This is a genomic window from Azospirillum sp. TSH64 (assembly GCF_003116035.1).
Taxonomy (GTDB): domain Bacteria; phylum Pseudomonadota; class Alphaproteobacteria; order Azospirillales; family Azospirillaceae; genus Azospirillum.
Map to the genome: position 1 here is coordinate 5,988,976 of NZ_LGQW01000015.1, position 13,433 is coordinate 6,002,408.

Here is a 13,433-nt window from a genome sequence, read left to right on the forward strand (position 1 = left end):
GGGATGAAACAAAAATCACCAAAAGGTGACTTCTGCCGGACCGTACATCCGTTGGGACGCGACCAGCTTGCCACCTCTCATGGGTCTCCGGTAGGATCGCCGCCGAACACGTTTCATGATGGCGTACCTGATGCTTGACCAAACATCAAATGAGACATTGTCCGGAAAAGCAGAAAGCGACGGACAGTGTTCGACGTTGTCTGCATTGCAAAAGGTTGCGCAGTCACACGGCGTGCATATCGCAGTCGATCAGATCATCCGAGACTATGGGCTCGATGGCCGGGAAACTCCGATACGCACACTCATGAAGATTGCGGATGAGAACGGCTTGGTGGCGCGTTCCACGCGATTGTCCTGGCGGCAACTTTCGCAACTTGGCCAATCGCTCCCGATCATCCTGCAATTGCGCAACGGCGCGGCCATGGTGCTGGTCGGCTATCGGCCGGGAGAAAAGGGCCAAGCCGACGTCGCCCTGCTGCGTCCTGCCAACCAGTCCGACGAATCCTGTCTGGCCATCGACGAGATCCGGTTGGCCGCCGCCTGGGACGGGCAGGCCATCTTCATCAAGCGCCGCCATAAGCCGAGCATCGACGAAAAGCCGTTCGGCTTCCCCTGGCTTCTCCAGCAGGTCGCCCGCGAACGGCGGATCTTCCGCGATGTCGGCATCGCCGCCCTCATCATGAGCCTGTTCGCGATCGTTCCGCCCTTCACCTACCTGATCATCGTTGACCGGGTCTTGGTTTACCAGCGGCTCTCGACCCTCTATGTGCTGGTCGTCGGGGTTCTCTTCGTCATCCTGTTCGACACGGTCTTCGGCTATCTGCGCCGCTATCTGGTGGTGACGGGCACGGCACGGGTGGATGCGCGGATCAACACCTACATATTCAACCGCATGGTCCGGCTGCCGCTGGACTTCTTCGAGCAGACGCCTGCCGGAACGATCAGCTACAAGCTGAACGAGATCTGGCGGGTGCGGCAGTTCCTCACCGAACAGATGTTCGGGATGATGCTGGACATGCTAACTCTGCTGGCGATCATACCGGCAATGTTCCTGCTGAACAGCACCCTGACTTTCATGGTGCTGGGCATTGGGCTTGTGATGTGTGTGATCGTGCTCGCCTACATGCGCCCGCTCGGGCGCCTCCAGCAGCGCGTGATCGCGGCCGAGGTGGAGAAGGGCAGTTTCATGATCGAGGTGCTTCACGGAATGCGGACCGTGAAGTCGCTGGCGCTGGAAAACCGCAAGCAGATGGGATGGGATGTCCGCGTCGCCGAGGCCGTGCGCGCAAAGACGGCTTTCATGCTTTTCGGCAACCAGCCGCAGACCATTCTCCAGCCGCTGGAGAAGCTGATCTATGCCGGCGTTCTGATGACGGGTTCCTATATGGCGATTACCCAGCAGGTGGAGATGTTCGCCGGCACGCTGATCGCCTTTACCATGCTGTCGGGCCGCGCCACCGCGCCCCTCGTCCAGATTTCCGCCATGATCCAGCACACCGAGGAAATCCGTTCGGCGATCGCCCAGGTGGCATCGGTCGTCAACATTCCGCCGGAGCAGTCCGTGAAGAACGGGGTGCGCCCGGTCATCAACGGGACGCTCAGCCTGTCCGACGTCCGCTTCCGCTATCCGGGAGCGGTGACCTTCGCGCTCGACGGCATTTCGCTGGACATCGAAGCCGGCACGCTGGTTGGCATCATGGGGCGGAGCGGCTCGGGCAAGACCACCGTCACCCGCCTTCTCCAGGGTCTACATCAGTCCTACGAAGGGCTGATCAAGATCAACGGTATCGATCTGCGCCAGTTCGACCTGCATCATCTCCGCTCGAACCTCGGCGTCGTGCTTCAGGACAATTTCCTGTTCCGCGGGACGATCAGGGAGAACATTCTGGTGACCCGGCCGAACGCTTCCTTCGAGGAGGTCACGGAAGCCGCCAGACTGAGCGGGGCGGAGGAGTTCATCGACCGTCTTCCCCAAGGCTACGAGACGCCCATCGAGGAAGGCGGGACGAACCTGTCCGGCGGCCAGCGCCAGCGCATCGCCATCGCGCGGGCTCTGCTCGGCAAGCCGTCGGTCCTGATCTTCGACGAGGCAACCAGCGCGCTCGACCCCGACAGCGAAGCGATCATCAACAACAACCTCAAGCGGATCGCACGCGGACGAACGGTCATCGTCATTTCGCATCGTCTCGCGTCGCTGGTCGACTGCGACAAGATCGTCGTTCTCGAACGTGGTCGCCTCTACGACAGCGGCGCGCACCAGGAACTGATGGGCCGTTGCGACATCTACCGCCATCTCTGGTTCCAGCAGAACCGGCATCTGGCCGCCGATCCCTCGATGCATGTGGCAAATCATTCCGTGACGGCGATCAATGGCTAAGTCCCATTCCGAACAGACGATCAACGACTTTCAGTCGGAAACCGCGGAGCTGACCGGTGCCGCCGATCCGCTGGCCGCCCGTCTGACCGTGTGGCTGCTGGCCACCCTCGTCATCGTCGCCGTGGGACTTGCCAGCGTTGCCCGACTGGAACGGGTGGTCAGCGCGCGTGGCCAAGTCGTCTCGCAAAGCCCGACGATTGTCATCCAGCCACTGGAAACCTCCATCGTTCGCAGCACGCTGGTGCGCGAAGGCCAGATCGTGAGGAAGGGAGACATGCTGGCGTCGCTCGATCCAACCTTCTCCGCCGCCGATGTGGCGCGCTTCGAACGCCAGCGCGACAGTCTTGCTGCGGAGATCGAGCGGCTCCAGATGGAACTGGACGGCAAGACCTACGTGGAGCGACCGGGCGACGCGGACAGCATGCTCCAGGCCGCGATCTGGAAGGCTCGAAAGACCGAATACGCGTCCAGCATGGTGAATTTCAGCCAGAAACAGGATGCCGCGCGTGCGACCCTCGCCCGCAGCCGCGATGACGCCGACCATTACAAAACGCGCCTGCGCCTTATCAGCGACATCGAAAGCATGCGGCGCACCCTGGAGGAGAATAAGACCGGCAGCCGCCTGAACTCGCTCCTCGCCAGTGACGCTCGGGTCGAGGCCTCCCGCAACATGGCAGCCAGCGAGAGCGCCATCCAGTCCGCCAGGCACGAACTGGAGGCGCTGCAGTCGGAGCAGGAGGTATATGTCCAGCAGTGGCGCTCGCGCATCATGCAGGAGCTTGTCGCGAAGCGTGTCGAGCACGACCGCGTTAGCGAGGAGTACGCCAAGGCGGTCAAGCGTCACGATCTGGTGGAGATGCGGGCCGTCGAGGATGCCGTCGTGCTGGATGTTGCGCCGCTTTCCGTCGGCTCGGTCATTCAGACGGCCGAAAAGATCATGACGCTCGTCCCGCTGAACACCGCCTTGGAGGTCGAGGCGGAGATCGATGCCGCCGACCAGGGCTTCGTCAAGGCGGGCGACATCGTGCAGCTCAAGTTCGACGCCTACAAATACGTCGAACATGGCATGGGCCGGGGGATCGTCCGCACCATCAGCGAGGATTCCTTTACCCGGCGCGACGGGGTGGGATCGGGCAAGCCGTTCTACCGGGCCCGCATCGAATTGACGGACATCAAACTGCACAATGTGCCGTCCGATTTCCGCCTTGTCCCTGGTATGCCCCTTACCACCGACATCGTGGTCGGCTCGCGCACCATCCTGTCCTACCTCGTCGAAAAGGCCATCGTCAGCATCTCCGAAGGAATGCGTGAGCCGTGACCGGGAAGGGATCATGGAGCGAGACCGTTCGATGAAGGGCGTCCTGGAAATCGCCAAGGGAACTGTCGGCCTTCTGCGGTCGGGCGCACTGGCGCGCCAAGTCGCAAGCGGACTCAAACGGTACGAGAAGGGCGACGTGAAGGGTGCCCTGACCTGCTGGCTCGCCGCGGCAAAAGAAGGAAACGCGGAGGCGCAGTATCGCATAGGTCTGCTTTACGAACAGGGCAAGGGCGTGGTGGGTAGCGCGATCGACGCCCTGAGCTGGTACAGCAGGGCCGCTGGAAGCGGGCATGCGCAGGCTCAGGAAAGGCTGGCGATCATCCACGCCAACGGTTGCATCCGCCCTCCCGGCATGAGTGACCGGGATCCCGCCATGCTTGCCCTGTTCCCTGCCGGTCTGGAGGTCAAGGCGGATCCGGAAGCCTCGCTCCGCTGGGCACTCGCCGCTGCCGAACAGGGACTTCCCACCGCCCAGGCGCTGGCCGGCAGCCACTATGCCTTTGGCGAGAGAATCGATTACCTCGAAGCGGAACGCTGGTACCGCAAAGCTGCGGAAGCCGGCAATCCTCAAGGTCAGCTTGGGCTTGGGACGCTGCTGGCCGGCGGCTACCTGGGAATGGCGGATTACGGGCAAGCCTTCGACTGGTTCGAACGCGCGGCCCGGCAGGACGTTGCCACCGCTTGGTTTTATCTTGGCCAGCTGTGGGCACATGGGTTTGGTCGGGAAGCCTCGCTCGCCGAAGCCGCGGCCTGCTACGAGAAGGGAGCGCTGCTCGGCAGTGCCGCCGCCCAGCGACATTTTGGATTGCTGCTATTGCACGGCCTGTCCGTGGTGAAGCACATCCAGAATGGCGAGACTTGGCTACGCCGCGCCGCGCTGCAAGGCGACGGCGAAGCCATGACCCTTCTCGGAGACTTGCACACGCAGGGGACGGAGGAATTCGAACCCAACCTGTACGAAGCGGCGAATTGGTATCGCGCGGCGGCGGAAGCCGGACATCGCAACGCCCAGAACATCCTGGGACAGCTCTATCTCTCGGGCCGGGGGCTGCCGGTCGACCCGCAGGAGAGCCGGGTTTGGATGGAGCGGGCCGCACAACAGGGAGACCGGCAAGCCCAACTGACGATCGGGCGTTTTTACGCCGAGGGGATCGGCGGTGAATCCTCCTTAGAACGCGCCATGGAATGGTTCACAAAGGCGGCCGACCAGGGGGACGACCATGCCCTGCACAACATCGGACAGCTCCACTTGGCCGGCTATGGCGGCAAGGTCGATTTCGCGGCGGCGGTGGCGGCTCACCGCGACGCCGCGACGGCTGGCAACGCCGCGTCCCAACTCTGGTTGAGCGCCATCTACGCCACCGGCGACGCAGGGGTGGAGCAGGATTATGGCGAAGCGGTCCGCTGGGCCCGCATGGCTGCGGAGCAGGGGGTCGTGGGTGCGCAGATCAATCTTGGCCGCTTCCTCATGCAGGGGTTGGGTGTCGAGCAGGATTTCGCCGAAGCTGAACGTTGGTTGACGGCGGGAGCGGGGGCAGGCGAGATCGCAGCGGTCACCGCATTGGGCGAGTTGCACGCAGGAATTTGGGGCTCTCCATGCAATCCGGGTCGCGCCCGCGAACTGTTGAGCAAGGCTGTCGAGGCCGGCGAACCTCGTGCCATTGAGGTTATGCGTGAAATCGACAAGGACGTGCCATAGGAGGCTCTGTCAAAAATCCCGCTGTAGGCGAGAGATGATGGTCACCGGCATCCCTGCCGATGCTAAAGGCCTAGAGTTCGAGCTGCGGGCCGATGAACTGCACGACTTCGGCCAGCATGCAGAGGCCGACGTTGAAGGCGCGTCCGACAAGGCGCGCTTCGCCTTTCATGTCATGGGTGAATTTGACGCTGGACGCTTCTTGGCCTTTGCTAAGGGCCCGCATCACCGCAAAATCCCTTGATCGTCGCAGTGGCCGTTTTCAGGGTCTTGATGAGGCCCCGTGCCGGGCGGATCAACTGCTTCAGCTCGCGGTGGTCGGCCTCTGCGCGAGATCGTGGCAGCCGATGCCATATCGCTGGTACCAGCGCGCAGCGCAGAGCATGATCTCACCTTCGGGGTGATGTCCCTTCAAGTCCGACACCGCTTGGTTCTATTTAACATCCAGCCATTCCGCCGCCGGCCTGTCAACTTTGCAACAGAGCCTTTTCCTGCGTCAGGCTGCGGCAGTGACCCGCGATCCGTTTTCCCCCAGAAGATGCCAGCAGAAATCGAGAGCCTCATCCCACAAACCATTGTACCCCTGCCAGTTACCAGGAATCAGCGGTATGCTGCGGTACACGATGTTGCCTTCCACGCTGTTCTCGTCGATCAGTTCCGAGGCGACGAGCAGTACGAAGGTCAAACCGGGAAATGCGCGTTCGATGGTGGATGCGATCTCCCTGGCGCCGTGGCCGGAGTAGCGGGTTTGCCGGACAAAGACGATTTTCTTTCCACTGTGCAGGGTTTCCCGCCAGTTCTTTAGAGATTTTTCGAACTTCGCGGCAACTATTTCATAATCTTTCAGGAAGTTCTCATTTCTGTCAAAAAAATGATAGAAAATGGTCCCGTATCCTTTGTCGAGGATATAGGGTGCCGGTTCAACGTCCACGAATTCGAGATTGTCGCGAAGCAGGAAGCCGCTGAAATCGCTGTCGATCGCCTGCAGCAGGGACTGCAGGGGGGTTATCAGCCAATCCAGCGGAAAGGGAATGAAGCCCTGGGGTGCGCTCTCCGACGCGGTATCGATCCAGCCACTTGGAACGGGAACATGTTCCTTCAGATAGCGCCTGATCTGGAAGGTGCTCTGGCAATCCTCGCCCAGACTGACGGCTGTGATCCTGGGGGACATGGTGCTCTGGGCGGGCATGTGCTGTGAGGGAAGCAATCCGGGGACACGCCGGTAGGCGTCCCTGAAGGCGGACCAGCTGTGGCGCGTCATCAGCAGATCCTGTGCCGTCGAGACTTTCAGGCGCACCAGATCGGGCTTGGCTTCGATCTCGCGCAGGGCGGCCACATATTCGTCGACGGCGTCTGGGCCCGAGACAAGCCAGCCGGTATCGGATGTGATCATGTCCGAGATCCCGCCGACGTCCGGGGCGATGATCGGCAATCCCATGGCTGTCGCCTCGATCAGCGCAAGCGGTAGACCGTCGGCATCGGAGGTGTAGACGAAGGCGTCGCAGTTCTGGAACGCGACGGCCGTCAGGTCACGGAAATATCCATGGACCGTGACATTCGGAAGCTCCCGCAGGAAGTCGATGTCGACTGGCGGCAGAAATGGGTTCTGCGCACCATAGACCGCGTATTCGCGGTCCGGCGTTGCGGCGGCGATCCGTCCGAGAACGTCCATGCGCTTTTCGCTGGAGAAGCGGCTCATCCACAGAGCCCGCCGCAGCCGTCTTCTCGGGTTGGGGGCGTGCAGGTCCAGGTCGGTGGAGCGGGGGGTAAAGATCGTGTGGATTTTGGCCGCATCCGCCGGCAGCATCGGCAGCAGTCTCGGCAGCAGGCCGGGAAAGCGCGTGTTGTCGGTGATCAGCGCGGTCATGGCGTCCAGGCATTTTCCGAGCCGGTTGTGGAAGCCGACCGGGCCGGCATCCTCGCTGAAGCCCGCTCCGAACAGGAAGGCATACAGCGCGGTTACGGAACGCAGGCGCTCGGCGCGTTCCGCCAGCAGCGTCCAGGCAACATCCGAATTCTGGACGAAGGTGACCTTCGGCCGCCGCTCCACGATCAGGCGCTCGATGATCTCAACGCGCTCGGTCACCGTGAGCGTGGCGTCATAATCCATGAGCGAGAGGATCGTCACACCGGCAGGCAGCGGGAAACCGTCCTGGCCCGGACGGTCCGTGCCGATGGCGACCACCTTTCGCGGACCCAGCTCTTCGGCGAGCAGACGCAGGACATGGGTGCTGACGCGGTCGGCCCCGCCCGGATGGGCGACCCATGGCACCAGCACGAGATGGGTGAAGCCGTCGGGAAGATCCCGGTCGAGGCGTCCGTAGACCTCTCCCTGCCGCTTGGCCGCGATGAGGAAAGCGGGTGGGGCGGTGTCCTGGCCGATCAGCCAGTCCTGGGGAAACAGCGCTCTGTCGTACAGAGACAGCGCCTTCATGCCGGTCAGGACATGCTCGGGCAGCGCGCCGAAATAGCCTCGGCTGTCGGCGTCCTGCGCGAGGAATTCGTTCAGCGGATTGGCTGTGCTTCCCTGCAGGTCTGGCCGCTGCCGCAAGAAACGGTCGCTCTCGAAATGCGGTCCGGGATCGATGCCGTTCGGTGCGCCGTCCAGGACGTAATGGACCAGCGGGTCCAGGTGGCCCATGTCGGTGCGGGCCATATGATGGGTGTAGAAGCCGTTGTTGAAATAGCGGTTGGCCTCGCCGTCCGGCCGGCGGCTGCCGATCCTGATGTAATGCTCGACCGCCGACAGGCCGCTTCTCGGGAGGTCGGCACAGCGGCGGCTGTAATGGTCGGCGTCGAACAGATGGGGATAGGTCTCCAGAACCTTGCGCAGCAGGTCGCGGCGCAAAGTTTCCATGGCCGTCGCGGTTTCCTCGGCCAGCCGCCGCAATTCGCCGTCTGCGACCACCCGGCGGGGCGGGCTGCCTGCGGAAGCGGGGGGCTGGACCGACAGCCAGCTGCGCGGCTTGTTCAGTCCCGCCAATTTACCGGCGATGTCGTAACCGCCGTCTTCGACGCCCTCCAACTCGTCGAGAACGGCCAGCGCGAACTTGGTGGCGTTCGCATGGGTGAGGCTGTCCACCAGTGCGTCGAGCAACCAGTTGCGCGTGCTGCCAGGTGGCGTGGTGGCGACGATGGCGCGTCCGGCATGCAGGACCGGGTCGACATCATGATGCATGACGCTGAGCCGCCCCAACTCATGCAGATAGGACGCGTCCTGGACGCCGTGTTCCATCCCGTCCCTGAGGGCCGCCAATGCGTCTTCCGGAGCGTGACGGCGCAGATGGATGTCGGCAAGCAGGCTGCTGCGCTCCGTGCCGCGGGAAACCGGCTCCAGCAGCGCCGCCGCCGCCTCAATGCTTCCGGCTTCCAGATGGATCCGCGCCAGGTCCAGCCGCAGAGCTGGCATCCGTCCGGCTTGGCCGGCTTCGCCATTCTCGATCACGTTCTCGATCTGAAGAACGGCGACGCTCCGGTTTCCCATCATAAGCTGGATCCGGCTATCTACCAGGAACCAGAAGGGTTTGAAATACAGTGAGCCGCTTTTGTGCCGTTCGACAGAGGCGTGGGGCGGCCTGCCGATGGCCGCCGGATCGGTATCGTAGCCGAACACCGAAAAATCCCCGCCATAAAGGCGCAGGATGGCGTCCCGTGTCGGTGTCGGGCAGGAGAAACCCGCATCGAATCCGTAGCGCACCGTGTGATCCGCCGCGTCAGGGGCGGAGATGCGGGCGGTGATTGCCGCATAGTCGGCGTCGTAACGCTCGATCGCGCCGATCAGGTGATAGGGAATGTCGTCGGTGAGCAGCCAGTCCGACTGCGGCGCGAAGGCCGGGAAGCGCTTGTGCTCGGGCATGGCTTCCAGCAGTGCGACGAAAAGGTCGAATCCGATCTCTTCCGTCGCCGCCCGTCCGGCAATCCTGCGGAAAGCGCGGCCGACGACGGTATCGGTTGCGATGTGTGCGCGATAAGCGGACAGCAGGCGCTGATAGGGATTGCGAACGAAGGCGAAGCGCACCCCTCCCTCGCATCGTTCGACGAAGCGGTGCGGCTCGCCTCCGACGATGCTGGTCCAGGGCTGCATCCCGGCATTCCGGTCCTGCAGGCTGCGGTAATCCGCCGGCGCCGGCGCTCCTACCAAGCCGTAACGGTGTTCCAGCGACCACAGGCGCCGCATCGTGCCCGAGGAGGCGGCATGGGGGACGGCGGCGTAGAGATAGGGAGCTGCCTTGCTCGCAAGGAACGCCGTCTTCAAATGCCCAAAGCCGAAAAAGGAAGGGACACGCATCATCGATCCTGTTGCACCCGCTGTGCCGCCCATTGCAAGACGTGCGGCGTCGTTGTCATTGCTTCCGCGACGCGGCTTCAGTCCCGCCGCACCGGACCCAGGCGCATTCCCTCCGGCGGCGGCCCGAAATTGATGCGGTCCGGAGGCGCGTCGGGGATAAGAGCGACCATGCTGCGTGGAATGGTCAGATGTGGCACGTCGGCGCGGATGGTCTCGCTCATCCACAGCCAGTCGCCCCCAAGATAGCCGTTGACCAAGTCATGAGGGCGGAAGGGGAACTGCAGATGGAGGCCGCGCGGGGCGATCATCGCATAAGGATAGGGCGGCGCCCAGAAATAGGTCGCCGGCTCCCGGCTGGCGTCCACACGGTCGTGGCAGGCCGTCACCGCGAAGCTCTCCGCCAGCAGGACGCAGTGCTCGGGATGCCACACGATGCCCCGGTCGTCGTGGATCGTTCGTTCTGCGGCGGCGCGGAGCCAGCCGCTCGAGCAGACATCGCCCGCATCCAGCCAGGCGATTGAGTAACCGGTGGCGGCCTGCACGGCGGCGTTCCGGGCTTCGGTCCGGTCGACGGCGCCGAGATCGATCACCCTGGCTGTCGTGTCTCTGCGGTCATGGGCTAGGGCTGCCGTCCGTTCGTCCGCCCTGTGCAGGGCGATCAGCAATTCGCACCGGAAACCGCCCAGCGTCGCATCGGCCATGGCATCGGACAGGGTTGCCAATGTGCGGTGCAGCAGGTTGCCCTCGCGGCTGGCGCAGACCACGATGCTGAGATGGTGATCGTGAATGGCGGAAGGAAACATTCGGCTGCCTTCGGCTCGCGTGGTTTCAGGGCGTCGGCTGGAAGGGAATGGCGCTGGACTGCAGCACCGGCACCGGGGCATCCTCCTCGCCGTTGCCAAGCGGGCATCCGTGCTCACGCATCACCGCCAGAAGGTCGGCGTCGCGCAGCGGCGGAGCCCGCCATCCGGTCAGCGAGGCGGCGAGACTTGGATCGCCGTAAGCGATGTCGGTCATGCCGTCGCAACTGTTCGAGATGTCGGCGTTGACCGCTTTGCCGCTCAGGTGGATCATGCGGTCGACCACGTCACCGATCCGGTAGGGCCGTCCACCGCAAAGATTGACGACACGGCCATGGATGCCCGGGCATTCCAGTAGGGTCGCCAGGGCCTCGGCCGTGCTTTGGACGGAGATGAAATCGCGAACCGCGTTCAGGTTGCCGGCCGGCAGCGGCCGTCCCATCGTGTCCGCCGCCGCGATCCGCTGGGCAAAGCTGGGCAGGCTCAACATACTTGGCATTCCGGCGCCAATTACATTGAACGGGCGCGCTACCACCACGGGCTGCCCACATCTGGCGGCGGCAAGCCCGATCCGGCTCTGTGCCAGCTTGCTGATGCCGTAAAGGCTGCGGGGCTCTGTGGGCGCCGTCTCATCCAGGGGGACGAGGCTGTTCGGCAAGGGCCCATACTCGGCCGCGCTGCCGACCAGGACGAGCGGGCACCGGCGAAATTCCGACCGGGCCAGCGCCTCGAGCAGAATAGCCGCATAGCCGGCATTGAGTGCGAACAACTTTTCCGGTTTGGAGGCATCAACGGTGCCGGCCAGATGAAGGATGCCGTCCGGCCGCCAGTCCGCCAATAGGACGGCAAAATCCTCCCCTGGCCGGTCTATGGACAGGATGCCGTCATAGCGCGCCTCCGGTCGGGGCATACGGCTCGGAGTGTTGATGCCAACCGTCAGAACCTCATGGCCGCGGCGCCGGAGTTCCGCCGTCGCCCATGTCCCGATAAAACCGTGCGCACCGGTTACGATCAAACGCATCCGTCACATCCGAAGCGATATGGAACGGGAAAATCCCAGAAGTGTGGGGCAGGCGGGCGGCATCAGCGCGCGGCGGTGTCGACGGTCCATTGCTCGGCCAATGTCTGGGCAGACTCGTAATCGTCCGGCCGACCGATGTCGAGCCACATTCCGTTGGCCTTGTAGCAATGGACGATCTCACCCCGCTCCGCAAGGGCGCGCACGAGATCCGGCATGTCCAGATAATGGCCTGAGATCAGCAGCGGACGGATCTTCTCGCGCTGGAGAATGTAGATGCCCATGCTGATGCGATGATGGTAGACGGGCTTCTCCTGATACTCGACGAGCCTGTCATTTTCATCGGTCAGCAGGACGCCGAAATCGACTTTGGTTTCACGTTCGAAGGTGGCGATCGAGGCCGCCGCGCCCACCCGCAGGTGGCAGTTGAAAAGATCGATGTAGCTGATGTCGCTCAGCACATCGCCGTTCATCACCAGGAACGTTTCCGGTAGGGTGTTCAGAATGTTTGCAAGCGGTCCGGCTGTGCCGAGCGCCTCGGTTTCCTCGCTGTAAACGAGGTCGAGTCCCAGCCGCTCTCCGTCACCGAAATAAGCTCTGATGAGGTGGCGCAGATAGCCGACCGCGAGCGTTACGTCGCTGAATCCGTGGGAACGCAGTTGCCGGAGAATAAGTTCCAGGATGGGCATCTGGCCGACCGGCATGAGCGGCTTCGGCAGAATCGTGGTGTAGGGAGCCAGCCGCGTTCCCCGCCCGCCCGCTAGGATGACTGCATGCATCGATGTCTCACTGTACCGCTAATTGTCTGACAAGAAGGCTGTGATGCTCAAACCACATAGTGTCCAGTGGAGTAGAGGGCAGAATTGCGACGGATGAAGTCGATGGTCAGCGACAATCCCTGGTCCAGATCGTACCGTGGGGTCCAGTCCAGCATGGTGCGCGCCTTCGAATTGTCCGAGATCAGCTTGTTCACCTCGCTGGCGGCCGGCCGGATGCGCGCCTCTTCCTCTTGGAGGCTGTTCTCTCCGCGTCCGGACAGCGCCAGGATGCGCAGGGCGATCTCACGCATGGTGTAGCCCGTACCAGTGCCGAGATTGATCTCTTCCCCCTCCACCCCGGCGGCCGTCGCTGCGGCGATGAAGCCGGCCGCGGTGTCTTCGACGAAGGTCATGTCGCGGACCGTGTCCAGCGAGCCGACCCGCACCGATGAGAGATCGCTCAGCGCCTGGGAGGCTACCGATGGAATGAAGGCGCGCGCCGATTGGCGGGGGCCGAATGTATTGAAAGGCCGAATTGTCACCACAGGCAGGTTGAAGGAGCGGAAATAGCTTTCGGCGAAACGGTCCGCACCGATCTTGGATGCCGAGTAGGGGGATTGGCCCCGGCATGGATGCTGTTCGTCCATTGGGGTGCGGATGGCGGAGCCGTAAACCTCGGAGGTGCTGGTGTGGATCAGGCGGCGGGTGCCGTGCCGTCGGGCCGCCTCCAGGATGTTCAGCGTTCCTTCGACATTGGTGCGCAGATAGCTGCGCGGCGCCGCATAGGAATAGGGGATGCCGATCAGGGCGGCCAAATGGAACACGATGTCCGCATCGCGCACCAAGCCATCGACGAATTCGGAATCTTCGACATTGCCGAAAACGATCCGCATGTCGCGGACCGTATCGGCCGCCGCGTGCGACAGGTTGCCGATCGCGCCCTGCGCATTGTAGCGAACCAGGGCGGTCACTGATGCCCCCTCCCGCACCAACGCCTCGGCAAGGTGGCTTCCGATGAAGCCGCCGGCGCCTGTCACTAGACATTTGATCGTGCTAAGAGATGGCATCTCTTGTTTTCCGTATTGTGAGCCAAAAAGACGAGAATAACCCTAATAACAATACGAAAAACAAAATATAAAATATAATCCACATCGCATTGCGCCGCTCCTATCTTTTTT

The 13,433-nt window shown here is 62.9% G+C and carries 8 protein-coding genes and 1 pseudogene; 3 read left to right on the forward strand and 6 right to left on the reverse strand.

Annotated features, from left to right (window positions below):
• Positions 1-115: 115 nt before the first annotated feature.
• From TSH64_RS28590 to TSH64_RS28600, 3 genes are read left to right on the forward strand one after another with little or no spacing between them, the layout of a single operon-like run.
• Positions 116-2,377, forward strand: a complete 2,262-nt coding sequence (locus TSH64_RS28590; protein WP_247873201.1) for a peptidase domain-containing ABC transporter — start codon at positions 116-118, stop codon at positions 2,375-2,377.
• On the forward strand, positions 2,370-3,695 hold the full coding sequence (locus TSH64_RS28595; RefSeq protein WP_109450289.1) for an HlyD family type I secretion periplasmic adaptor subunit: 1,326 nt from the start codon (positions 2,370-2,372) through the stop codon (positions 3,693-3,695). Before TSH64_RS28590 ends, TSH64_RS28595 begins: the two co-directional genes overlap by 8 nt.
• Positions 3,696-3,726: 31 nt before the next feature.
• Positions 3,727-5,394, forward strand: a complete 1,668-nt coding sequence (locus tag TSH64_RS28600) for a tetratricopeptide repeat protein (protein WP_158285423.1) — start codon at positions 3,727-3,729, stop codon at positions 5,392-5,394.
• Between the two features lie 70 nt (positions 5,395-5,464).
• Here TSH64_RS28600 and TSH64_RS36455 read toward each other — a convergent pair.
• The 6 genes and pseudogenes from TSH64_RS36455 to TSH64_RS28630 form a co-directional block, all read right to left on the reverse strand.
• Positions 5,465-5,717 (reverse strand): annotated as a pseudogene (locus TSH64_RS36455) (IS6 family transposase); the annotation flags it as partial.
• A 170-nt stretch (positions 5,718-5,887) separates the two neighbouring features.
• A complete protein-coding gene (locus TSH64_RS28610; RefSeq protein ID WP_158285424.1) occupies positions 5,888-9,682 on the reverse strand; it encodes a glycosyltransferase in 3,795 nt (1,264 codons plus the stop codon).
• Positions 9,683-9,756: 74 nt separating this feature from the next.
• Complete coding sequence (locus tag TSH64_RS28615) at positions 9,757-10,482, reverse strand: glycosyltransferase (protein WP_158285425.1); 726 nt, start codon at positions 10,480-10,482, stop codon at positions 9,757-9,759.
• Positions 10,483-10,507: 25 nt separating this feature from the next.
• Complete coding sequence (locus TSH64_RS28620) at positions 10,508-11,500, reverse strand: NAD-dependent epimerase/dehydratase family protein (protein WP_109450297.1); 993 nt, start codon at positions 11,498-11,500, stop codon at positions 10,508-10,510.
• 62 nt (positions 11,501-11,562) lie between these two features.
• Complete coding sequence (locus TSH64_RS28625; protein ID WP_109450299.1) at positions 11,563-12,276, reverse strand: sugar phosphate nucleotidyltransferase; 714 nt, start codon at positions 12,274-12,276, stop codon at positions 11,563-11,565.
• Positions 12,277-12,323: 47 nt separating this feature from the next.
• Complete coding sequence (locus TSH64_RS28630) at positions 12,324-13,322, reverse strand: SDR family NAD(P)-dependent oxidoreductase (protein ID WP_109450301.1); 999 nt, start codon at positions 13,320-13,322, stop codon at positions 12,324-12,326.
• Positions 13,323-13,433 lie beyond the last annotated feature (111 nt).